Annotated in this window: 22 protein-coding genes and 1 pseudogene; 16 read left to right on the forward strand and 7 right to left on the reverse strand. The window is 41.2% G+C overall.

Translation table 11 applies throughout. The features are described from left to right. The 4 genes and pseudogenes from ACM5QX_RS27490 to ACM5QX_RS27505 all read left to right on the forward strand — a co-directional run. Nucleotides 1-249, forward strand: a 249-nt coding sequence (locus ACM5QX_RS27490; protein WP_414756405.1) for a hypothetical protein, incomplete at its 5' end; no start/stop codon positions are given. 198 nt (nucleotides 250-447) lie between these two features. Further along, nucleotides 448-1,734, forward strand: a complete 1,287-nt coding sequence (locus tag ACM5QX_RS27495) for an AAA-like domain-containing protein (protein WP_414756406.1) — start codon at nucleotides 448-450, stop codon at nucleotides 1,732-1,734. Then, on the forward strand, nucleotides 1,731-5,303 hold the full coding sequence (locus ACM5QX_RS27500) for an AAA-like domain-containing protein (protein ID WP_414756407.1): 3,573 nt from the start codon (nucleotides 1,731-1,733) through the stop codon (nucleotides 5,301-5,303). The genes ACM5QX_RS27495 and ACM5QX_RS27500 overlap by 4 nt, the downstream gene beginning before the upstream one ends. Before the next feature lie 178 nt (nucleotides 5,304-5,481). After that, a pseudogene (locus ACM5QX_RS27505) lies at nucleotides 5,482-5,619 on the forward strand (transposase); the annotation flags it as partial. 840 nt (nucleotides 5,620-6,459) lie between these two features. Here ACM5QX_RS27505 and ACM5QX_RS27510 read toward each other — a convergent pair. The 3 genes from ACM5QX_RS27510 to ACM5QX_RS27520 all read right to left on the reverse strand — a co-directional run bounded on the left by ACM5QX_RS27510 (nucleotide 6,460) and on the right by ACM5QX_RS27520 (nucleotide 8,596). Next, a complete protein-coding gene (locus ACM5QX_RS27510) occupies nucleotides 6,460-7,467 on the reverse strand; it encodes a heme-dependent oxidative N-demethylase family protein (RefSeq protein ID WP_414756408.1) in 1,008 nt (335 codons plus the stop codon). 634 nt (nucleotides 7,468-8,101) lie between these two features. Next, nucleotides 8,102-8,314, reverse strand: coding sequence for a hypothetical protein (locus ACM5QX_RS27515; protein WP_414756409.1), 213 nt, complete (start codon nucleotides 8,312-8,314; stop codon nucleotides 8,102-8,104). A gap of 15 nt (nucleotides 8,315-8,329) precedes the next feature. Continuing rightward, nucleotides 8,330-8,596: a hypothetical protein gene (locus ACM5QX_RS27520; RefSeq protein ID WP_414756410.1), complete on the reverse strand. Its 267-nt coding sequence runs from the start codon at nucleotides 8,594-8,596 to the stop codon at nucleotides 8,330-8,332. Nucleotides 8,597-8,713: 117 nt separating this feature from the next. Between ACM5QX_RS27520 and ACM5QX_RS27525 the strand changes: the two genes are divergently transcribed. From ACM5QX_RS27525 to ACM5QX_RS27550, 6 genes are all read left to right on the forward strand, one after another. Then, complete coding sequence (locus ACM5QX_RS27525) at nucleotides 8,714-9,100, forward strand: hypothetical protein (RefSeq protein ID WP_414756411.1); 387 nt, start codon at nucleotides 8,714-8,716, stop codon at nucleotides 9,098-9,100. Nucleotides 9,101-9,112: 12 nt separating this feature from the next. After that, nucleotides 9,113-9,526, forward strand: coding sequence for an HNH endonuclease (locus tag ACM5QX_RS27530; RefSeq protein WP_414756412.1), 414 nt, complete (start codon nucleotides 9,113-9,115; stop codon nucleotides 9,524-9,526). A gap of 147 nt (nucleotides 9,527-9,673) precedes the next feature. Further along, complete coding sequence (locus ACM5QX_RS27535; protein WP_414756413.1) at nucleotides 9,674-10,699, forward strand: tyrosine-type recombinase/integrase; 1,026 nt, start codon at nucleotides 9,674-9,676, stop codon at nucleotides 10,697-10,699. Between the two features lie 3 nt (nucleotides 10,700-10,702). Further along, on the forward strand, nucleotides 10,703-11,170 hold the full coding sequence (locus ACM5QX_RS27540; protein WP_414756414.1) for a hypothetical protein: 468 nt from the start codon (nucleotides 10,703-10,705) through the stop codon (nucleotides 11,168-11,170). Next, entirely contained in the window at nucleotides 11,167-11,841 is a 675-nt protein-coding gene (locus ACM5QX_RS27545) for a hypothetical protein (protein WP_414756415.1), read from the forward strand. The genes ACM5QX_RS27540 and ACM5QX_RS27545 overlap by 4 nt, the downstream gene beginning before the upstream one ends. Nucleotides 11,842-11,923: 82 nt before the next feature. Further along, nucleotides 11,924-12,625, forward strand: coding sequence for a hypothetical protein (locus ACM5QX_RS27550; protein WP_414756416.1), 702 nt, complete (start codon nucleotides 11,924-11,926; stop codon nucleotides 12,623-12,625). A gap of 47 nt (nucleotides 12,626-12,672) precedes the next feature. Here ACM5QX_RS27550 and ACM5QX_RS27555 read toward each other — a convergent pair whose 3' ends face one another. Next, complete coding sequence (locus tag ACM5QX_RS27555; RefSeq protein ID WP_414756417.1) at nucleotides 12,673-12,990, reverse strand: hypothetical protein; 318 nt, start codon at nucleotides 12,988-12,990, stop codon at nucleotides 12,673-12,675. 21 nt (nucleotides 12,991-13,011) lie between these two features. Continuing rightward, nucleotides 13,012-13,950: a ParM/StbA family protein gene (locus tag ACM5QX_RS27560; protein WP_414756418.1), complete on the reverse strand. Its 939-nt coding sequence runs from the start codon at nucleotides 13,948-13,950 to the stop codon at nucleotides 13,012-13,014. Nucleotides 13,951-14,375: 425 nt separating this feature from the next. Between ACM5QX_RS27560 and ACM5QX_RS27565 the strand changes: the two genes are divergently transcribed. The 3 genes from ACM5QX_RS27565 (at nucleotide 14,376) to ACM5QX_RS27575 (ending at nucleotide 17,999) form a co-directional block, all read left to right on the forward strand. Continuing rightward, the gene (locus tag ACM5QX_RS27565; protein WP_414756419.1) at nucleotides 14,376-15,164 is read left to right on the forward strand and encodes a ParA family protein; all 789 of its coding nucleotides are present in this window, start codon (nucleotides 14,376-14,378) and stop codon (nucleotides 15,162-15,164) included. A gap of 159 nt (nucleotides 15,165-15,323) precedes the next feature. Further along, nucleotides 15,324-16,304 carry a ParB/RepB/Spo0J family partition protein gene (locus tag ACM5QX_RS27570; RefSeq protein ID WP_414756420.1) on the forward strand — a complete coding sequence of 327 codons (981 nt, stop codon included), beginning with the start codon at nucleotides 15,324-15,326 and terminating at the stop codon, nucleotides 16,302-16,304. A 381-nt stretch (nucleotides 16,305-16,685) separates the two neighbouring features. Further along, nucleotides 16,686-17,999 carry an NF041680 family putative transposase gene (locus ACM5QX_RS27575; protein ID WP_414756421.1) on the forward strand — a complete coding sequence of 438 codons (1,314 nt, stop codon included), beginning with the start codon at nucleotides 16,686-16,688 and terminating at the stop codon, nucleotides 17,997-17,999. Between the two features lie 113 nt (nucleotides 18,000-18,112). On the opposite strand, the gene ACM5QX_RS27580 is transcribed toward ACM5QX_RS27575, so the two are convergent. Continuing rightward, nucleotides 18,113-18,394 carry a hypothetical protein gene (locus tag ACM5QX_RS27580; RefSeq protein WP_414756422.1) on the reverse strand — a complete coding sequence of 94 codons (282 nt, stop codon included), beginning with the start codon at nucleotides 18,392-18,394 and terminating at the stop codon, nucleotides 18,113-18,115. 230 nt (nucleotides 18,395-18,624) lie between these two features. On the opposite strand from ACM5QX_RS27580, the gene ACM5QX_RS27585 reads away from it, so the two are divergent. Further along, nucleotides 18,625-19,719, forward strand: coding sequence for an RRXRR domain-containing protein (locus tag ACM5QX_RS27585; protein WP_414756423.1), 1,095 nt, complete (start codon nucleotides 18,625-18,627; stop codon nucleotides 19,717-19,719). A gap of 138 nt (nucleotides 19,720-19,857) precedes the next feature. Next, entirely contained in the window at nucleotides 19,858-20,073 is a 216-nt protein-coding gene (locus ACM5QX_RS27590) for a zinc ribbon domain-containing protein (protein WP_414756424.1), read from the forward strand. A gap of 109 nt (nucleotides 20,074-20,182) precedes the next feature. Here ACM5QX_RS27590 and ACM5QX_RS27595 read toward each other — a convergent pair whose 3' ends face one another. Further along, the gene (locus ACM5QX_RS27595; RefSeq protein ID WP_414756425.1) at nucleotides 20,183-20,434 is read right to left on the reverse strand and encodes a hypothetical protein; all 252 of its coding nucleotides are present in this window, start codon (nucleotides 20,432-20,434) and stop codon (nucleotides 20,183-20,185) included. Nucleotides 20,435-20,876: 442 nt separating this feature from the next. On the opposite strand from ACM5QX_RS27595, the gene iscB reads away from it, so the two are divergent. Continuing rightward, a complete protein-coding gene (gene iscB / locus ACM5QX_RS27600; RefSeq protein ID WP_414756426.1) occupies nucleotides 20,877-22,160 on the forward strand; it encodes an RNA-guided endonuclease IscB in 1,284 nt (427 codons plus the stop codon). Nucleotides 22,161-22,291: the final 131 nt, after the last annotated feature.

Below are 22,291 nucleotides of genomic sequence, written 5' to 3' on the forward strand. Positions count from 1 at the left end.
TTTCTCTTGTTTCTTTTTTCTTTACTTCCTCTGCTTCTTTTTTTTGCTCCCGATCGCTTGACTTTTAAGACAGTCGCTACAATTTTCCTTGTGACCATTTTTCTGTGTATTTCTTTGTACCTTTGCGCCTTTGCGCCTACCCTGCGGGAAGCCGCTACCGCGTCTATGCGTGAGATAAAAAAATTGGTTCATTTACCTGAAAATCGCTGTAACTTTTTACTTTTGCCTTGTTCGGTCATATTTGTATGATGCTTGACACTTACTCTCATTGTCAGCCGGAATAAATCCGGTTATTTCAGGCGATAAATTCCGGTTTTTTCCGGAAAAATCCTGCTAACTATTCCCCATCATTAAGTAATAACGGTTTGTTCTGGTTCTTTGGGTATTAGGGGGAATTATTGAGAAATCCTATGTTAGAAGATAAACATCGCTTTCTAATTTAGGGTTATGAGCTTAGACGCTGGATTTCAATGGAATGCTGCTCAACAACTCGTCGATCAGTTGATGCTACAGACTACGCAAAAGCATCTGAGCGATGTTGAAATCCAAGTTTTGCAGGGTGCATGGGAAGGTAAAACCTATGAAGCGATCGCGGCTGAGTCTTATCTTACCGTGAAGTATGTTAGCGAAATTGGCGGGCGGTTGTGGCAATTGCTTTCAGAAGCACTCCAAGAAGAGGTAAAAAAAACCAATTTTCGCCAAGCCCTTCAGCGACGATGGCAAACCCATCAGCCACAATCTTACCAGGGAATTAAGCAACCATCTCACTGGGAATTTTGTTGTGCAGAGATTGATAAACCAGGGGCATTACTCCGTATTAAAGCACCAATTCAGTTTGGTAAAACCACACTCATGGCGCAAGTTCTCAAGTATGCTCAACAACAAGGATATCGGGCGATCGCTATCAATTTGCGGGATGCGGTTGTTGATGATTTTGGCAGTTTAGATAGTTTCTTACAGTGGTTTATTGCTAGTGTCACATATACGCTCAATTTAACGGTGGATATAGAAACTCATTGGTGCAAAAGTTTAGGCAATAGCAAAATCAAATGTAGAACTTATTTGCAAAAATATCTCTTAACTGATGATATCCCTTTAGTCATTGCCTTAGATGAAGTGGATCGCCTATTTACGCATCAATTAATTGCCGGTGAATTTCTGGGAATGCTGAGAACTTGGCATGAAGATGCTAAAACAAAATTGCTTTGGACTCAGTTACGTCTGATAGTTCTACACACTGAAGTTTACACCCAAATTGACATCAACCAATCACCATTTAACGCAGGTACAGAAATTCAGTTGACAGAACTAAATTACACAGAAATCCTCACTTTACTAAATCAGTATCAATTACACTGGAGTCAGCAAGAGATAAAAAAATTAACTGCAATTGTTGGCGGACATCCTTACCTTATCACCTTGACTTTACAATTTCTGGCTCAAAACCCAACTGCCCTTGAACAATTGCTCAATACCGCAGCAACTCCCAATAGTATCTACCGCAGCCATCTAGAAAGGCAATGGCATAAGCTACAAACTCATTCTCATTTACTTGCACCATTAAAAGCGATCGCCTCAGCTGATGCTGCTATTTCCATTCAACCACACTTCCATCTCGATGATGTGGTGAAACTCTATGACTTGGGATTAATCCAGCTACAGCAACACCAAGTATCTATACGCTACGAACTTTACCGTCAATATTTTCGTGAACGTTTGGGAATTCAAACATGAACAATTACAACCATTATCAAGTCGGTGGTAGTTTACGAGAAGGTACTGAAATTTACGTTCATCGTCCAGCCGATAGTGATTTATATACAGGATTAAAAGCAGGAATATTTTGCTATGTTCTCAACTCTAGACAGATGGGTAAATCGAGTTTACGAGTGCGTACAATGTCGCGCTTACAGTCAGAAGGATTTGTTTGTGTGGCTTTTGAAATGCGCGAACTCTGCGTTTATCAAGTGAGTGCAGATGAATTTTATGGGGGATTTGTCAGCCATTTTGCTAATGAACTCAATATTGAAATTGATTTAGAATCTTGGTGGTCTCAAAATACTTTGCTACATCCATTTTTACGGCTGAGTAAATTTGTGGAAGAAGTTTTACTAGCAAATATCTCTCAGCAAATTATCGTTTTTGTAGATGAAATTGACAGTATTCTCAATCTAGAATTTAAGGATGATTTTTTTGCTTTTGTGAGATCCTGCTACAACAAACGCGCTGATAAACCCCAATTTCAAAGGTTAACCTTTGCCCTATTTGGTGTGGCTACACCCACTGATTTAATCGCAGATAATAAATTTACACCACTAAATGTAGATAGTCGCGCCATCGAACTTACAGGTTTTCAATTGTCTGAAGCTAAACCCCTGGAACAAGGCTTAAACGAAGTGGTAGCAAATCCTACCAAAGTGATGGCAGAAATTTTGAGTTGGACTGGTGGACAACCATTTTTAACTCAATGGTTATGTCAACTAATTAATACATCAAATACTTTTATTGCATCGGGATGGGAAAATTCAGCAGTAGAAGCGATTGTGCGATCGCAAATGATTGAACATTGGTTAGCAAATGATAGACAGCAGCATTTTCAAACAATCCGCGATCGCATTCTCCACAATAAATCTTTGGCTTGTTGGTCATTAGGACTCTATCAGCAATTGCTCAATCAAGGGGAACTTTCGGCTGAAGATAGCTGGGAGTTGATGCAGTTGTGTCTTTCTGGTTTGGTTGTCAAACGTCAAGGTAAATTGAGTATCTATAACCGCATCTACGCCACCGTGTTTGATTATACCTGGACAGAACAAGCTTTGCGTGCTATCCGTCCCTATGGTGCAGAACTCGCCGCTTGGGAAATTGCTCAAGATGCTCAATATTTGCTGCAAAATGAAGCCTTGCAGTGGGCGTTGGTTTGGGCAAAAGGATTGAGTTTAAGTCATAGTGATTATCAATTTTTATCTGCTAGCCAAGCCCAAGAATTAGCGATCGCCCAATCCAAAACCCAAACAGCAATACAACAAGAAACTCAAGCAATTGGGCGATTAAAAACCGTGCAACATCAAACCAAAAAACGATTGCAAATTGGGGCGATCGCGCTTTCTGCGGCTGTAATTAGCACCATCGGCACGTTTTTTTACTTCCAGCAATCAGAACAGCAACTCAGAACCAATGCAGATATCTTAAATTTAGAACGAGAAGGAAGTCGAATTTTGCAAGTGCGTGCAGATGGTAACCAACTGAAGGATTTGCTAGGGGCGATGAAATCAGCGCAAAAGCTCAAGCAATTGACCAAACAGCATTTTTTTAAACATTTACCCACCCACACGCCTTTATTTGCCCTACAAGCTGTTCTGTCCACGATTAATGAGCAAAATCGTTGGCATTTAGAAAGCCCGGCGGTAGCGATCGCCTTTAGCCGTGATGGACAAAAACTAGCAACTGGAGGAGAAGACGGGGCGATAACTCTTTGGACACTACAGGGAAAGAAAATTCAGACCATTAAAACTCACAAAACTAAAACTCTCCAGGGCTTCCCAATTTCCATTTCTTCTCTGAGTTTTAGTCCCGATGGTCAGTATATTGTCTCTGCTGACTCCGACTATGAAATTCATGTTTGGCATCTGAAAACAGGTACTCTTGTCAATAAGCTAAAACTCGATCAAGAAACTCTTAGTGATGTCCAATTCACAAATGACAACAATATTGTGGTAGTCAACGCCTTTGGCAAAGTTGCAGTCTTGAATTTGCAATGGAAATTACTCCACACCAGGCAGATTGCTCCACCTCAACAGGGTATTGACCTTACTATTAGTTTAGAAGGTGATGCAATTGTGTTTATCAATGCCCAAGGAAAACCGGAAGTTAGAGACATTAAAACTGGTACGTTGATCAAAATCTATCCTAACATCACCCATAATTTAGGCGATCGCCTTTGGCACAGTTTCCACACAAAAGATGGTGCTTACTTTTCTGCCAATCTCAACACCCTCAAATTGTGGCATCCAGACGGAACTTTACAAGCAGAAATCAAAACTCATAAATTGCTGGTTTCTGGTTTTAGTTCTAGCTTTGATGGTTCTGTCATCGCCACGAGTCACCCAGATGGAATGCTGAAACTCTGGAAAATCCATCCTCAAAAAATCTCCACTACATTAACACCACCAATACAAACTCCTCGTGTGGTTGTGGGAAATCAACAACGCATCAACCGCATACAACTACCGGGTGAAAAACTAAAAATTGCTGGGGCAAAATCTGATGCTCAAAATAGAATTATGGATGCCACTCTGAGTCCTGATGGACAGACAATTGCTGCCACAAAATTCAATGGAGAAATGACATTATATAAGGCAGATGGCAGCGAACTCAGAACAATACAAACTAATCTCCCGGAAAGTGTGATTAAATTTAGTCCCGATGGTTCGCGTTTAGTTTTGTTATCAATTCGTCAGCAAAAAATACAATTCAGGTTGGCAAATGGGGATCTAATTCAAGAAATGAATGCGGCTCATTATAAACCAGGAATCGAATTTAGTCCTGATGGCAAAGAGTTGGCAATTTCTGGTAATCAACCTGATAAAATCCAAATTTGGAGTAGGGAAGGTAAATTTTTAAAGACTATCAAAGATGCCGATTCGCTTTACTTTAGCCCCAACAATCAAACCTATATCACAGTAACTTCCGCCAATAACCCCATACCCACCCTGCACCTATGGAGAAGAGACGGAAAATTGCTCAAAACCCTATCAGGACAACCAAATGAAATCACTGCAATGGGATTTTCTCCCAGTGGACAGTTTATGGTTGGCGATCGCTTTGGTAAACTGGTAGTCTGGTCGGCTGAGGGTAATCTCATCCAAACCCTCAATCATGGCGCAGCGATTATTGATATCGCTCACCGTAACGACGGACAACAGTTGGCGACGGTGGGAATTGATCAAACTATCAAACTTTGGCGTTCTGATGGTACACTCATTCGCACACTTGAAACCAATCAAATTGGTCGCTTTCAATTTAGCCCAGACGGGCAATCGTTGATTGCCAAGACTATTGATAGCACAATCCATATTTGGCAAGCCGACGGCACACCTATTACTCGCATCCCTATGGGTGGTGCATTTAATTCATTCCTCAATTTTACCCCAGATGGCAACCGCTTGATTTCTAGTAGTGGGTCAATGCTCTATTCTTGGAACCTGAATCTTGACGACCTCCTCACCCAAGGTTGCAATTGGCTGGGCGACTATTTCCAGAACCATCCCCAGGAGTTGCAACAACTTCCATCTTGTCGTAACTGATAGCTGAAAAGTTTGATCAAACCTTTTCAGCCATGTATGTGCTTGGGAGAAAACTCCTTCTCAATGCGCTCAGTAAAGAATTGCTTTGCAATTACTGCTAGGCGATCACGTTCGCGGAGCGTCTCACAGAGAAGCGCCGACCTGTCGTTTCGCACTCTAGAAAATATTGCCCACAATTATAGAATGGATACCATCGACCTTGATACCGTTATGCGTCTATCTGAAGCATTGCTTTGGACAATGTACGGGTATCGGTTTTATCGATTCAACCAGCTTGAAAGTCTGCCATAATCGGCGAATTTATTGCCATCAGGTTAAGTATTATTGGGTTTCTTCAACCCTTAATTAGCTTTGTCTATGGTTTGGTGATTGGTGGCGTTTCACGCAAGTCATACTGTCCATTAAGGAATTATTTGTCAGTTTTAAATAATTAATGCCCAGACACTCGATTTTTCAAGCTCTATGCAATTAGACTAATACTTTAGCCTCGTATATTTCAGTTTTAAAGAATTAGTGCCACTTTTACTGATAGATACACTTCTTATTATCGACCCTCACGAGTGGTGCTAAATCATGAAAGGCCGTAATAACATTGGGGTAGGCTGATAGTCAAGAAGAGGAAAAGGGGCAGGGGGCAAGGGGGAAGACCGGGACGGAGCTTGGACTCCTCCCCGTATAAGCGTCCTAGAAGGACGGGGCTTGTACCCCTGTTCCGCTCCGCTTCACGGCTACTGGGCAGGGATTACTCCCCCTGCTCCACGCTCCCTGCCCCTCCGCCTCTTCGGTCAGCGATGGATTACGCCCCGCGCCCAGGCGATCACTCCATGAAGTAACGCTCACGCCCGGAGTAGTCCATTGGAACGGGAGTATGAAAAGGCATTTAATTGTTTAAATTTTGAGGAGTCAGTTTTTAGAGAAAAGGCATTTAATTATTTAAAAGCCTTCAAAGAATATAAGAGGAGCAAAAAGCGTAGTCCCTTTGATATATAAGTCTTTTAGCCTCTGACACTGCCAGACATTAATTGCTGAAAATTGACAAATAAATCTTTAATGGACACCGGATGAAGCGAAAGTTTCATGTCCGGTTCTGAAGACGAGCGGTTCTCGTGAGGGAATCGCTTAGTTTAACTAATATTCTGTAATTACGAATTACAAATTACGAATTACTGATTAGCCACTGCAAAATACTATCCCTACTCTCTATCAAACCTTTGTATACAAGAGACTCTACTGTCATAGATTCGAGTGCATTATACAGCTTAGAGCATAACACTGAGTCTTGCTTAATTAAACTACAATCACGAAAGTAAGTGCGAATGGTAAATAGTGCAGTTTCCCATTCTGGTAAACCCCAAATAACTTGACGCTCAATTCGTAGATAAAGTTTAGGTGATTGTAAATCAAATGCTCTACCTTGCCACTGATTAGGTGATATATGAGGTGGGGGTTCGGGATGATGGTTAAGGCAAGTATCCGTACTCAGACCCCAAGCAAAGCGCACTGTAGGTTTTCTGGTAATCATTGTATTGATGATCGCATCACTTCGACGATTAATTTTTTCCATCCCAGCCACAGGTGCATGAATTGCCGCAAAATCTCTGCCTATCTTCTCCTCGGCTGACCAATGGTTCGGATAACACAAATGCACTGCACTCAGCCAATTGCTACCATCAGCACGACGACAAATTACTGTTAGGTCTTCTTGTATTTGTGTAGCTAAAGCGTCAAAGGTTGACGCGTAATTAGGGAATACAGAACTATTTGGAGTTGAAACCTGTAGTAACTCCCAATCTGAATTGAGGTATAAAGTTTCTTGAGTTAGATAACTGTGCAATTTCCTAGTATTAGCTGTTTGTTGCCACTCAAAATGTTGTGGGTGTTCTTGTACAAGACGCTGAATTATTAAACGAGCGATCGCTCCTGCTACAGCCTTGGAATACTTACAAGTCTGGTAATACTTGCCCAACCTTTCCCTACGGGCTAAAAGTTTGGTTTCCCTGTAATTATGATAATTATTATCAATCTGAAATACCTGTTTATCAGCCCGACTATTGCCCAAATCCGAACCAAAAGGTAGCATACCTGGCTTAACTTCATATCTGCCATTCATCAGAGGAAAATAAATAGCAGCATCATCACAGTTTTCAACTGTCTGAACTTGCATTAACTGGTTAGGAGAAGCAACTATTTTTATATTACTAGCTACTAACTACTAACTACTGAAGCTTCCTCAACTTCTTGCCACCCGTACATAGATGCAAGACTTTTAATTTCCCACTCTTGACAGTAATTCTTTAAAACTGACAAATAAATCTTTAAATTCGGCTTAAATGCCTATAGTTTTATTTTACCTAGATGTTACCTATATATTACCTAGACACAAAATTTAGTTAACTAATTTAGTATGAGAATATACAATACTTTAAACTAAAAGTATATCTAGGTAAAATAGAGTTAAACCCTTATTTAAAAATAAGTTTGTTTACCTAGACAATACCTATATATTACCATAAATAAGCATTTTAATAACTTAATTTATACATCAAGCTGAGTAAAGCAAACCTTCAAGCGATAAAATGCTAATTCTGTCGCGCTCACCAGAACGTAGCCAAAAAGTGCCATCATATTTACAGTCGTAACTTACCTAGACGATCAATGAATATTACCTAGATGCGAACTCAAGCAAAGTAGAACGTGCAGATTGATACGTTATGTAAAGGATTAGCCAAAATACAGATATTAATGATAGTGAACAATTAATATAAGGTATGGGCTAATACTAATTCGCAATTAGGAAACTAAGATGCAGCAAAGGCTTCAGGGTTTATATCTGTATCAAATATTTTGTGAAATGGTATAAAAGTATAGTCAAAAGCCCAAGCCATATCCGCTACATTTCCCGTAAAGACTTTAGCTACATTCCATCCATAAGTCGCAACGGACATTAAATTGTCACTGTAACCAAAAGTTTGCCGTTTTTGAAACCATAACCTTGCCGGAAGCAAGCTCAAAAGCTTAATTTACCGTTAAGCGATGGCGCAAGCGCCCGCCGTAGGCGATCGCTGCCCTAATATTTCGCTTTGAAACCATAAAATTGCCGAAAGTTCAAAAATCAAGCATAAACGTGCCGAAAGTTCAAAGCTGACGCGCCCCAAAAAGCTGGAAATAACAAGATTATCTTTTGAAAGCCCCAAAATTTTCTCCTGTCGCAAGTCCATTTGAAACCATAAACGTGCCGTTCCGGCAAACTTATGCTTACAGTCACATAAATGTCCGAAAATCGCTGTTGTCAAAAAACGTATGTTTTAATCGTAGTTTTTATCGTATAAAAGATAAGGGTATCTTATTTTGTGTTGTAAGCTTGTGTTACAACGTAATCTAGCGCATAATGTGAGCAAACAGCTAATTTCATGGTTAGAGACGTGGCACAATTAACGATTCAAATACCGGATGAACTAGCACAACGTTTAGAACCTTTGCAAAGTCGCTTACCCGAATTACTTTGGTTATTGTTGGATATAGATGGAGAGCAAAACAAGAAGCAGCTTAAACTAAATACACAGACTGTAGAGATTCCCGAAGTTTATCAAGAAGTATTGGATTTTTTGATTAAACGTCCAACGCCAGAAGAAATTATTACTTTTAAAGTCTCAGCAAGAGCGCAAATACATTTACAGGAGTTATTAGAGAAAAACCGCGCTGGGTCATTGAGTCAAATGGAACTAGCTCAATTAGATGTCTATGAACAATTAGAACATCTAATGATTTTGCTCAAGGCCCGCGCTATGGAAAAATAAAAAATAAATAACATGGGCAGTGCTTCAATTTCCACAGAACTTCGCAAACTGGTAATCAGTAGATCATCAGGGCGGTGTGAATATTGTTTAATTCATCAAGATTTTTCAATTTATACTCATGAAGTGGATCATATTATTGCGGTGAAACATGGGGGCGAAACTGTAAAAGATAATTTAGCTCTTTCATGTTTAACGTGCAATCGTCATAAAGGTTCTGATTTTGCGACAATTGACTCAATGACAGGAGAAATAGTGCCGTTATATAATCCTCGTCGTCAAATTTGGGATGAACATTTTTATTTTGAGGGTGCAAAAATAGAGGGAAAATCCCAAGTAGGTCAAGCAACAACAAGGTTACTTCAGTTTAATCTCGCTAATAGATTACTACAACGGCAAGTATTAATGAATCAGCAAAAATATCCCTAATCATACCCTTGGTTAGCTGTTTAAAGAAAAGTAATTTTATTATGAAAAAATTAAGTTTTGGATAAAAAATATAATAACGAAAAAAAGAAATATAAATATTAAATAGTAATAAATACTATTAAAAATCTTTGTTAAAGTGATTTGAAAATGAATTATAATGCAGATTCTTTACCACCCATAAAGCTTGTTTCCCTGGAAGATAAAGTATTACCGTTAGTTGCTCAAAAATCTAGAAGTAAATCAGCAAAAATAGCTGTACCCACAGACATACGATGGCTAAAGGTACTGGAGTTTTTACGCAGCACCAATCTTGCGCCAAACAGCCGCAAAATGTACGAACGTGAACTTAAGCGATTCTTAGAATGGACACAGCTACACTATCATGAACTACGCCCACGTCACCTGGGGTTATACAAGGAATATCTTAGAGACGAGGTAAAAACTGATGCAGGAAAATCCCTGTCAAAAAGCAGTATCAATGCGGGGGTTGCTGCGCTCAAAAGCTTCTTTAAATGGATGTGTTATACATATCCAGACATAATTGCAACGAACCCCACACTAGGGATAAAGCTAGAAAAAGTCCCACTGCCACCTGCCCAATCCCTAACTGATGAACAAATAGAGCGCGTTTGGTCAGCTTTAGAATTGCTGGGAGAAACAAAGCAACGGGATACTACACTCGTCCACATTCTCAGTCACGGACTCCGCGCTGGGGAAATTGTACAGTTAAATGTTGGTTCCTTTGATGGCAAGCTGTTGTTCTTACCCGATACCAAAACCAATGAACCCCGGCTAGTGCCACTGCGAAAAGAAAGCCGCGAAGTCTTAGAAGAATATTTGCGATCGCGCAGCGAACAGGGAGAAGAATTAAATAGCCTCACCCCGTTGATGGTTTCGTACCATGCGTCATATAAAGGTGATCGCTTGAGTTACCACGGAATATACTTCGCAGTGGAAAAAATAGGTGAGTTAGCTGGCATTGAGGATTTGCATCCCCACCAGTTCCGCCATACCTACGCCACGGAGTTATTGCTATTGGGTGTTGACCCCAGCCATGCGAGGAAACTGACTGGGCATCAAAGCGAGAAAGCGTTCCGGCGCTATACTTTGCGTAGTGAACAAGAAGCGGCGATCGCTGCTTACTATCGGGCGATAGGGGAAGAAACAGAGTAGCCTATGCCTAAGCCACTTGATCCTAAGTGTCAACTGTGTGCTAAATTACCAACCTCGAAAGCAAAAGTGGTGCATGGGATAGAAGGAGATGGCTGCTGGAATCCCAAAGTCTGCCACAATCGCCGTTCCTTCTACCGCAACAGAACTAAAGATGATTCCGCACAAATTGAGGCGATCGCAGTTGCACCACCAGAAATATATTTCGCTGTGTTGTACTTGTACAAAGAACCAGGAGATAAACCCTTGCACGCCTTGGGTGCGGAATTATGGTTGGGGCAAAAGCCTGTCTGCCGCCTGGAGCCGATTCACTGCTTTGGACTGACTGCGGGGAAAATCCGGGCATATACCGATAAGGTATTGCAGGCTTTTGCTAAAGAGTATGGTGTTACGCTTTACCAATATAAAGAGATGTTTGAAGTCAGCCCTATGCACTGCCCAGTCCGTCCATGCCCCCTCCACCCTGAAGCATGACTAGCTATCGTCAACTAACAATCTGGGATATTTTAGATGAGATATCCGAAGCGCCGCCGACATCTTCACTTGCGGCAGTGTGGGAGTGTTTAGATACGGAGTTAGAAACTTTATCAGTAGAGGCACAACTAGCAACCGCCGCCACCGCTTTCTCGCAAATTGCAGATATTCTTAAGTCTCGCGCCCAGTTGTTATTAGAAGATATCCGCGCTCAGACTGATACTGATGGCCCGGTAATCAGCACAGATATCTTTGCTGGTTTGGTGAGAACAACCATGCAGCTTGACTTGGATGACTTAATCGAAGAACCTCCACCGCAGAGCTTTAGACCACACGGGCCGCATCAGTTTACTCCTCCTATTACTAGAGATGATTCAGTCGCCGCACCTGTAGAGAAAGAGAATGTATTGGCGATGCTGGAGATTCAGACGGTAGAGGATATCCACCGACTAGCAGGTGATGAGGATGTGGATAAGTGGCAAAGGGCGATCGCTCAATATCTAGTGCAAGTCAAAGATGAGATTGCGCTGACCAAACTGCAACGCAAATTGAAAATGCCGATGGCCGAGGTGTGGCTGGGGCTGCTGCTTGGTGGGTTTCCACTAGAGCAGCGTGGGGAGTTTTATGAAAATGAAAAAATTTGGGTGAGGGGGGATGGTTCTGGAGTTTGACCCGCAGAAATGATATTCTCAAGGTGAACATCAAGGTAAGTGACATAAGAAGTTTAATGGGCTTGTCCTTACGTACCTAGACATGAGTAATACCGGCAAAGGAAAGAAACTAGCATCTTTTAACTGCGACCAGAGGATGTGGGAGCGGTTTATCCTTCGCTGTCAGTCTAAGGGAACAACAGCCACAGCGACACTAACTCGTTTTATTGAAATGTACCTTGACGGCTCCCTGGATAACCTTGATGCAGTTGCTGATCATGATTTGAATAACAATGGGCTGGACTCCAGGATAAAAGAGATTGTTGCAGAATACTTACACCAAAATTTAACAGACAATCTCAGTAGTGGTGATGCCCAAACAATATCAGCTATTTACTCTCGACTTGACGAGCTTGAAGCTCAAATTAATAATAAGTCGAGAAGCATCGAAACACAGTCTCATCCCCAACCGGATGAGTTGGGGCAGAAATTTGAATCGATGACTTTGCGTATAGAACAGTTGGCTGATGCGATTAGAAAAATCCAAATCTATCTGAATAATCAACCGAAGCAGCGCGGTAAATCATATGGTAGAAGCTCATATGCTCAAGCTTCTACTCCCCGAATGAAGCCGTTAACAGAAGTTGGTTTGGCTTCGCGCCTTGGTGTTAACGTAGAAACTCTGCGCGAACAGACAGCAAAATTGCCACCACCGCTTTTTGTATCTTGGTGCAAGGGTAAGGATAGTTCAAGCATGGGGTGGGAATTCAATGAGGAAACAGGTTTTTATCATCCAGCAACTTAAACCCCAGTAATGATTGGGGAGTAGGCTCCCACTACCCTGACCATCGCTCACAAATCAAAATCCAGAGTAAATGTATCTTCATCAGTTTTTTCTGGTGTTTGATCTGTCACGTTAACTGGCTGTGGTTCTGGCTGCTGCACTTGTGGTTGATGTTGGTTGAGCGTTAGAGGGGAGGAAACTTGTGTTTGCACCCCTCCTAATTGCATAGGAAATGCGCCTTTCTTGAAAGCAAAATAGCAATCAATAATAAAGTACAGCGTCTCTAGGTAACTTTTATCCAGGTTTTGCGATTCCAGAAATATACGTTTGCGATAGCTATCTCTAATGCGGACTCTCTCTGGTGTATTGTCTTGTTCTTTTCTCATTTTTCACCTCACATGGACTTACTAGTTCTTGCTGGCAATGGTTTTTGCCATTTCTAGAAGCCCTACGGCATTTGCTTCTACCGGATTGTCCAAAACTTTGAATCCATTTTTTTCTAACAACTTTGTAAATCCCGGTAACAGACAACCACCACCAATCGCCCAGAGTTCGTCTCCAGAGTGCTTGGCATCAAGTGCTAGGTTCACTGCTTTCTTTAAATACTTCTCGTACCAATCTTTTAAGCAAGCGATGTAAATCTCTTTAATGTCGATATCACGACTGTAGCGGGTATGCCCCATTTCCAGGCAATAGCGGATCTTGGCCGGATCTCCGACTTTGCCACCGTTAAGGTGCTTCATCTTTTGGGCAATATCATCGATGAGAACTTCAACACCTGTTGGGTATGGGGTATGTACTTCTCGCTTGCCCTGGTTGTAACGCGAAAACAAAGTTGTACCATTGCCAAAGTCCAGTACAGTTAACTTTTTGGGTAATGGCTGTCCGAATAATGCTCCCATTCCTTCAGGTACCACCTTTAGGACTTCTACTTTGACCTCGGATGCTTTACCCGCCAGGATGGGTTGATATTCTCCATTGAGTATTTGTTTCAAGTCTTCTGCTAAACCAACATCATGTAAGCTGACCACCATCTTCAAGTGCCATGCTTTGCGGTGTGGCAGATGTGCTAATGCTCCCAGCAAAGTGGTCAGCGCATTTTTGACCTTATTCTCATTGCTGTCGGTGTTGCGTTCAAAATGGGTTCCAGCACGGAAAGCTGATTCGCCAACGGTGTAAGCCTTGCCTTCAAACTCTACTCTTCCTGGTACATCTTCCATGTCGGCTGTTGAAATGTAGCTGGGGATGCGGACGACATCAAATCCTTCCACTAAAAGTTTGAGATTGCCGTAACCATTATCGAAACCTGCTGGAAAAATCTTTTGTAGACCGTGAATGCTTGTCATGAAGGTTAAATACGATACAAACTTTAATAACAGTATTAATAGCCTAAAAGCCACCTAAATATACCCCATATAGGTACTAAATTGAACTAAAAAATTTATAAATAGTATTAGGCTACATTTAGTACCCATGTGTATACTAACAAAAATATTTGCTTTTCAAAATTTTAAAAGCATGGTAAACGTGTTACTAATTCTCTACCTGTAGCTTCACTAAATTACTCAAGGCATACTGGATCTGTTGGCAAGATAAGGAATTATAAAAAGCTTGGATTTTACTGTTAGTAACTTACTCTGCTATAAAAATGTTGTCGAATTTTAAAATTCGACATAAAACCAAATGTAAGTAATTGCCTTAAATAAAGAGATACAGCTTAAAAGACTTATTTTAAGTTAATGAAATAGTAGTTATATACTGAGGTGTTTCAATGTCACAAACAGTAATAGCAGTATTGGCAAACGCAGGCGGCGTGGGGAAAAGTACCTTATCAGTACACTTAGCTTATGAAGTAAGCCGTCGTAAATTCAAAGTGGCGCTGTTAGATTTAGATCCGCAGCGATCGCTTGATGTTTTTTGTGGATTAGAATCCGCAGAAGCTGAAAATACGATGGTTAAAGTATTATCAAAGGATTTTACAGGTGATTGGATTTTAGCCTCAGCCTGGAATGAGCCTAGAATAGAGGTTTGTCAAGGACATCCATTCTTGGCAGAAATTGCTAATGAGTTAGTAATTCGTAAGCGAGGAGAATATACTTTAGCAGACAGGCTACAAAAATATCGTTTGCCGCATGATCTAGTTATTTTAGACTGCCCAGCTACATTAGGAATGCTCAACGTCAATGCTTTAGCTGCTGCAACTCACATTTTAGTACCGATCCAACTTGAGATGAAAGCAATTTCAGGTTCGGCCGAATTGGTAGAGTGGTGCATGAATTCGTCTGAGGAATTACAATTAGCTCCCAAACCTCAGATTTTAGGTTTTGTACCTAGTATGTATGATGAGACAGTAGCGATGCACAGACAGTATCATTCACAACTGCCAGAAATTGCCCTACAACTAGATATAAAACTTTATCCGAAAATTCGCAGTTCTAATGAATTTAAGAATGCCAGCGCTCATGGGCTACCTTTGCATAAATACAGAAATAAACATCCAGCCTGTAAAGACTTTAAACAAATTGCTGATGATGTGATTCAATTGATCAAAAACAAGTAAGGAGTATTTATGGCGAGAGGTTTGCCCCAAATAGGTACAAAATTTAAAGGTGCAGTTCAGAAAACTGACCAAGAAAAGAAAATCGCTCAACTACAAGCAGAAATAGATGAACTCAGAGTTAAGCAGTCCCCAGAACTGGAAACTGAGTTGCAACTACTAATGGAAAAACTAAAAAGTAGTTCAGGAGAAGTAGAGATTGAGCTTGAATTAATAGACCCTAATCCTCATCAACCCAGGCAAACAATAACTTTAGAGTCTATCAAAGGTAAAGCTAGACTACTGAAAAAACATGGGCAGATTACCCCAATAATTCTTGTAGCTCAAGAAGATGGTCGTTATATCCTGTTAGACGGTCAACTGCGTACTGAGGGAGCAAAGCTACTAGGATGGAAGTCCATTCGGGCTGTTGTAGTACCTATGCCCAAGGATTTGACACAATCATCATTAATTACGTTTTTAGGATTTGAAGACTTAAACCCATTAGATAAGGCGGAAGCTGTAATTCAAGAGGTGACTAAAGCAACTGCATTAAGTTCTGAGGAAATTACTACAGCACTGGCAACTGTACTCAAACGTATTGAACGCGACAGTAACATCAAAGAATTGGCAAAATTGACAAGTTTAGATGTAGATGAGCAAAAACAAGGATTAGAATCACTGAGGATTATAGGTGAAGAACAAAATTTGTTTTTATCATTGTTGGAGTTGGGTTTAAATCCGGCTTCAGTCAAATCTAATTTAATACCTATGCTGTCCTTACCTGATGATTTAAAAAATGCGATTCGTCAGAAAGGGCTGAAAGGGGCGCACGCGTTGGCACTATCAACATTATCAGCAAAAGCTTTAGATACATCTGAAGAAAAGGCTTTAAAAGAGCGAACTATAATTACTCAAAAAGTTTTAGCAGAAAATCTTACAGTACCTGAAACACGCGAACTTATTAAAAAAGTTAAGGCTGAATATATAACAAAAACTGAATCTGAATCAAAAGAGGTGAAATCTATTATTCAAAAAATCAGCAGTATTTCTAAAGAGTCATTAGTAAATGTAAGTAGTAAGCAGCTTGAGGAGCTTAAAATACTTTTACAACAAAAACTGGTTGAGATAGAGGAATTGAGTAGCCAGCAGAAAAATATATAGTATTAACAATACCTTTGCCAAAATAAGAGCCTTGATAATTTCTGTCAAAACTGGACAAAATAAGCATACATAAGCGTTTCGATAAAAAGGTAGTTTGGAATCTGAAACCCTTATCCTGCTGTCAATACGTTAAAAAACCCTTGTGGGAAACCTTAAAGGAATTTTTATGGCTGATTGTTTTTGCCCAGCCGAGCGAGAAATGGGAGTTAATGGTTAAAGCATCATCATCTTACCCTCGTAAATTGGCTAAGGTATTGATTAACATACTAATATGTCGAAAATTTAATACTGGACTTTGGATTAAAAGGCTGGAGAAAAGCAGTCAGCAGTAACACTGACTGCCGTAAAGTCAATGAAAGTAATCGATAAATCATTGACGTGATGATCCTGACACAACTAGAAAAATTCCGCCAAGCTATCTACGATAGTTTGGGGAAGGCCAAAGATGCAGTATTTGAATTGATGGATGCAGTATTGACAAGTCCGAGTATCCCATCATTTGTAAGCTTGTCACAAAGCCCAATATTTCGACGGCAATGGTCGAGCATTTATGCAGCACTACATGATAGTCGTCCACCAAAAAGGAAGCTGATGAAGCTACTGGTACAGGAGGTAGCGACAGATGAACAGCCATTTCTAGCAGGAGATCATAGCTTCTGGGCAAGACCAGAAGCAAAGACACTAAAAGAAAGAACTTTTCATGGGGACAGAGGTGGGAGCATAGGCATCGGACAAAGTTACAGTACATTAGCCTGGATACCAGAGGCAGATGGAAGTTGGGCATTGCCGTTGAAACATGAACGCATAACCAGCTTTGAAACGCCAACGAGTAAAGCCGCATTCCAACTTCAACAAGTAACCCGTGAGTTAGGCACTAGACCACTTGCTGTTTATGACCGAGGCTACGGCAATGCCAAATTTGTCCAAGCCACACAGAAGATAGAGGCAGACCTGTTGTTACGTTTAGCTTCTAACCGATGTGTATGGGGTAAACCCGGTACTTACAAAGGACGAGGCGCACCGTGTAAACATGGTCACAAGTTTAAGCTCAATGACACCCAAACATGGCAAGAGGCCGATGAGACTTTGACAGTTGAAGACCCCAAAGTTGGTCGAGTGAAAGTAATGCGTTGGAGTGGGTTTCATTTCCTTCAATCCCCAAACCGGGTAATGGAAATCATTCGCGTCGAGGTGATCCAACCAATAGGACGTAATCGTAAGTTTCAACCCTTATGGCTCGCTTGGTTGGGTCAGACAATGCCTGCATTAGAGGATCTCTGGCACAAATACTTACGCCGTTTTGCCCTTGAGCATTGGTATCGATTTGCGAAGCAGAGGTTGTATTGGACACAACCTCAACTTAGTTCTACTCAGGCAGCAGAGCGATGGAGTGACCTGATGCCCCTGTTAACTTGGCAACTATGGTTGGCTAGAGGTGCCTGTATCGACTCTCCATTGCCTTGGCAGTCAAATCAAGCTACCCTGTCTCCAGGGCGTGTGGCACAAGCATTTCCATTAATTTTAGCCGCTATTGGCACTCCGGCTCAACCTCCTAAAACTCGTGGTAAATCACCAGGTCGCGCCCAAGGCTATCAACCACCTCTACGTCCTCGTTATCCCACTGTCAAAAAACACGCATCTAAAAAACCTAAAACCGAAGAATCACTTAAGAACGCTAACCTAACTGCTGCTTAGTTTTTGCTTCTTTTTTAACTATTTCAATTAACTCCGCCTCTAAAAGAAGTTGGGTAACTTTCTCTTGCCTTCTATTCATTGCTGCTAAATGCACAAATTAGTCCAAACTCAAGTTAATAGTAGTGTTCACTTTTTTTTGCTTTAATAAAAGTCACAGTATTTTCCCAAAGAATTGTCTGATTCAGCAGATACTGTGCAAATATTGCCTTAACTTTTGCTAGTTCCTCTAGTGTTAAATTTTGTCCAAGACGCTGTGCATAACTTGGTCGATTATTACTAGCTATAAATAAACGCTCTAGAAAATGTTTGCTGATGTGCATTTCCGTCGAATTTTGCTCAACAATTACATCTGCCTGTAGCCCTGCTAATTTAAAAGCATCGCGTAAGTCATCCACATCCCAAGTCAACTACCTACACTGACCTGAGTACAGGTACAGTGTAGGCTTGCAAGAACCAGATTGCAACGCAAGAGATGACTAGCCCAAGAGACTTATTTTGTTACAGACTTCCGAGTGTTTCCCTAGCTCGGATTATCTCTAAACTTACTGGTTGTAAGTGCTTGTAGAAAGGACATACTAAATAAGTTGGGCTAAGGGACTTATTACTTTACTCAAGGATTATCTCCATGCGAGTACCAGTATTAGATAAAGACAGAAAACCACTCATGCCAACAAAAGCCAGTCGTGCTAGACGTTGGCTAAAAGAGGGTAAAGCCAAGATTGTACACAACGACCTCAATATTTTTTGCATTCAGCTATTAATGGAACCATCTGGCTATAATAAGCAACCTATCGCTTTAGGATTAGACCCAGGAAAGAAGTTTACGGGTGTTGGCGTACAATCTGCCAAGTTTACTTTGTTCATGGCACATTTAATTTTGCCATTTTCGGATGTTACAAAAAAGATGTCGGGAAGACTAATTCTACGACGTGCTAGACGAGGTAGGCGGATAAATCGTAAAGTTGCGTTCTGCAAAAGAGCGCACCGTCAAAAACGATTCGAGAACCGCAAACAGAATAAGCTACCTCCAAGTATTCGAGCCAACAAAGAGTTGGAACTAAGAGTTACTAAGGAAATAATAAAACTATTTCCTGTTACTCAAATTACCTACGAATACATCAAAGCCAAAGGAGACAAGGGGTTTAGTCCGGTAATGGTCGGTCAAAAAGTGATGCTGCAATGGTTGTCTGAAATTGCACCAACCAATACACAAGAAGGGTGGCAGACTTCAATACTTAGGCAGCAGTTAGGGTTATCCAAAGACAAAAAAGATAAATCAAAACAGACACCAGAAACTCACGCTCATGACGGAATTGCGTTAGCATCTAGCAACTTCATGAGGTTTGAAAAATTCCACGCTACTAGCAGTCGGGGTCATCGCTGGGTGGGAGAAGTTGCTGTTACGCCTGCACCTTTTCGCATAATTTCTCGACCAAACTTATTTCGTCGCCAACTTTATTTTGAGAACCCAGTTAAAGATATCCCTGGCAATAGAAAGCGTAAAGGTGGAACAATTACCCCATTCGGATTTCGTTCCGGTGACTTGGTGAAAGCTGACAAGTCAGGTAAATCTTATATTGGTTGGATTGGTGGTTATACCCAGACTCCAAAAACTAAAAATGTATCTATTTATGACCACAACTGGCGCAGAATTGGGCAATTTAGTCTAACAAAAGTTCAACTCATAAAACGGAGTACAAAGCTATGTGTAACGGCATAAAAGATTAGTTGCTTTGTCGCTGTCCTCGTCCCTGTTCTTACTACGCAATAAAGATGGTTGCAGCACGCAACAAAACAACCCCGCAATTCCTCCCGACACCCAATCAAGATTACGGTGTGGAACTCCTTGCGGATTTAGTTGAATGTCAGAGACTGGAACTGTCCCAACTGCGGAACGCACCACGACCGAGATATCAACGCGGCTAAAAACATTTTGGCGGTGGGACACACCGTGGCAGTCTGTGGAGCGAACGTCAGACCTAATAACCATAGTGTTAAAGGGCAGTTGCGAAAAACCCGTAAGGCTTGCCTTGAGCGTAGCCGAAAGGGAAGGAAACAGAAACCTAAGTCGTGAGTCTTAGGAATCACCGCACTTTTAGGGCGGTGAGAATGTCAAATAGAGTGTTGTATACAAGCCACTCGTCCGCGACACATTACCTAGCACTGGAGCGATCGCTCTCCAACTATTTTTGAAAATCCACATCGCTCTTATAAACCTTAGCCCTCGGCTTGCCCTTCCGTGGAGGTGCGGCGGCAGACTTCTTCGGAGCCTGTGGAGGACGGCAGGTTTCACAATACAGAGGTCGTGGGCCAAATGTTTCCCGGCTTGTCATTTGTTCGCATTGCTTACACACGAAATTGAATGTGCGGGTGTGAATTGTGCGTTGGTGCGCTCTAACTGTGTATTCTCTGACTTGAATTTCTTTACTGGGCATTACTTATTTCAATTTATTGACTTTTTGGATCTTAGCTTTTGCTAACGGGATTTCAATAGTCTGAGTAAACATAATCACCCTGTAGGATTAACTTCTAACGGCTACGCCAAAGCTAAACGAAGCTCGTCTGAGGAAAAATATGAGTAACCACAATTTTGGTTCCATATTCCCAGCAGTATGTGACGGTAGCCAACGAGAGTCAATGACCCGCCGCTAAATCTTTGTAGATTCTAGCGGGGGCTTGGAAACAAGCCTACATTGACCAGCCCACCTTCGGGTAAACGATATCGCGGTCATGACACCCCAGGATGCGCGCCAGTTCTGGGCAACTGTCGCTCAAAATTAAACAGTAAGGACGGGAACCAAACAGTGTTTTGAGTCGAACAAGCCATGATATCTGGGCGAGGCAAACTTTACTACCGCAAGGTAAGAGGTAACAGTAATGTACGTTTTCGTATTGGATAAAAACAAGCAACCCCTTGACCCCTGCCATCCAGCAAGGGCAAGGGAGTTATTGAAACAGAGTCGCGCTGCGGTATACAAACACTATCCATTTACGATTATTATCAAGGATAGAGAATTAGAAAATTCAGTTACACATCCACATCGAGTCAAAATTGACCCTGGTAGTCGCACCACAGGAGTGACCGTATTGCAAGAAAATACTGCCAGATGCGTATTTGCTTGTGAGATAAGTCATCGTGGGTTTCAAATCAGAGAAGCACTTCTATCAAGAAGGCAATTAAGAAGTTCCAGGCGATCGCGTAAAACACGTTATCGCAAAGTGCGATTTCTCAATAGAACTCGCCCCAGTGGTTGGCTACCACCATCATTGCAATCTCGGATTGATAATATTTTGACTTGGGTGAATAGATTACGCCGTGTTTGTACGATAACTGCTATTTCTCAGGAGTTAGTTAAATTTGACTTACAGAAGTTAGAACAACCAGAAATTCAAGGTGTAGATTATCAACGTGGTGAGTTATTTGGGTTTGAAGTTAAACAGTACCTTTTAGTCAAGTGGCAACATCAATGTGCATACTGTGGTGTTAAAGATGTACCACTACAAATTGAACATATTGTTGCTAAATCCTGTGGTGGAACTAATCGCGTTAGCAATCTGACATTAGCTTGTCAAAAATGTAATCAAGCCAAAAGCAATCAACCAATTGCTAAGTTTCTCAAAAAAAAGCCCGATTTGTTAAATCGTATCCTGGCTCAAGCTAAAAAACCATTAGTTGATGCTACTGCGGTCAATGCAACTCGTTGTGAATTGTACCGTAGATTACAACAAACTAATTTACCTGTAGAAGTTGGTAGTGGTGGACGAACCAAGTGGAATCGAGTCAACAGAGAAATTGATAAGTCTCACTGGGCTGATTCTTTGTGTGTAGGAGCGAGTACACCAGAAAAACTGATTATCAAAAATATTAGACCTTTGTTGATTAATGCCAAAGGTCACGGTACTCGTCAACGCTGTCGCCCAGATAAGTTTGGCTTTCCTAAAGCTCATGCACATAGAGCTAAATCCTTTCAAGCTTTTACCACTGGTGATATTGTTAAAGCTCGTATCCCTACTGGTAAATTCGCTGGAAAATATACAGGCAGAATTGCTATTAGGTTTCGTCCTAGCTTTGTTCTACACACTTTGGATAAAAAGTTTGATGTTCATCCTAAATACCTGAAAACCATACACAAAGCTGACGGTTATGAATACAAACAATGATCTCCATCAGGACAATTCTTATGTTGGCAGAAATTCCCCTCCCGCTAAACTAATACCAATTTGAAAAAAGAATGCAACAGATGGTAAATATAGACAGAAGTAGCATTTAGGGTATGTGATGGCAGGGGTAA

It is taken from the genome of Anabaena sp. CCY 9910, assembly GCF_963920875.1.
Classification (GTDB): Bacteria; Cyanobacteriota; Cyanobacteriia; order Cyanobacteriales; family Nostocaceae; genus Trichormus; species Trichormus variabilis.

What these genes read in the sequence shown, in the direction of transcription:
- ACM5QX_RS27510 (WP_414756408.1), bottom strand. Translation starts at nt 7,467, where the DNA reads ATGCAAGTTCAGACAGTTGAAAACTGTGATGATGCTGCTATTTATTTT.
- ACM5QX_RS27535 (WP_414756413.1), top strand. Translation starts at nt 9,674, where the DNA reads ATGAATTATAATGCAGATTCTTTACCACCCATAAAGCTTGTTTCCCTG.
- ACM5QX_RS27565 (WP_414756419.1), top strand. Translation starts at nt 14,376, where the DNA reads ATGTCACAAACAGTAATAGCAGTATTGGCAAACGCAGGCGGCGTGGGG.
- ACM5QX_RS27545 (WP_414756415.1), top strand. Translation starts at nt 11,167, where the DNA reads ATGACTAGCTATCGTCAACTAACAATCTGGGATATTTTAGATGAGATA.
- ACM5QX_RS27560 (WP_414756418.1), bottom strand. Translation starts at nt 13,950, where the DNA reads ATGACAAGCATTCACGGTCTACAAAAGATTTTTCCAGCAGGTTTCGAT.
- ACM5QX_RS27570 (WP_414756420.1), top strand. Translation starts at nt 15,324, where the DNA reads ATGGAAAAACTAAAAAGTAGTTCAGGAGAAGTAGAGATTGAGCTTGAA.
- ACM5QX_RS27595 (WP_414756425.1), bottom strand. Translation starts at nt 20,434, where the DNA reads ATGCCCAGTAAAGAAATTCAAGTCAGAGAATACACAGTTAGAGCGCAC.
- ACM5QX_RS27540 (WP_414756414.1), top strand. Translation starts at nt 10,703, where the DNA reads ATGCCTAAGCCACTTGATCCTAAGTGTCAACTGTGTGCTAAATTACCA.
- ACM5QX_RS27525 (WP_414756411.1), top strand. Translation starts at nt 8,714, where the DNA reads ATGGTTAGAGACGTGGCACAATTAACGATTCAAATACCGGATGAACTA.
- ACM5QX_RS27500 (WP_414756407.1), top strand. Translation starts at nt 1,731, where the DNA reads ATGAACAATTACAACCATTATCAAGTCGGTGGTAGTTTACGAGAAGGT.
- ACM5QX_RS27550 (WP_414756416.1), top strand. Translation starts at nt 11,924, where the DNA reads ATGAGTAATACCGGCAAAGGAAAGAAACTAGCATCTTTTAACTGCGAC.
- iscB (WP_414756426.1), top strand. Translation starts at nt 20,877, where the DNA reads ATGTACGTTTTCGTATTGGATAAAAACAAGCAACCCCTTGACCCCTGC.
- ACM5QX_RS27575 (WP_414756421.1), top strand. Translation starts at nt 16,686, where the DNA reads ATGATCCTGACACAACTAGAAAAATTCCGCCAAGCTATCTACGATAGT.
- ACM5QX_RS27530 (WP_414756412.1), top strand. Translation starts at nt 9,113, where the DNA reads ATGGGCAGTGCTTCAATTTCCACAGAACTTCGCAAACTGGTAATCAGT.
- ACM5QX_RS27585 (WP_414756423.1), top strand. Translation starts at nt 18,625, where the DNA reads ATGCGAGTACCAGTATTAGATAAAGACAGAAAACCACTCATGCCAACA.
- ACM5QX_RS27555 (WP_414756417.1), bottom strand. Translation starts at nt 12,990, where the DNA reads ATGAGAAAAGAACAAGACAATACACCAGAGAGAGTCCGCATTAGAGAT.
- ACM5QX_RS27495 (WP_414756406.1), top strand. Translation starts at nt 448, where the DNA reads ATGAGCTTAGACGCTGGATTTCAATGGAATGCTGCTCAACAACTCGTC.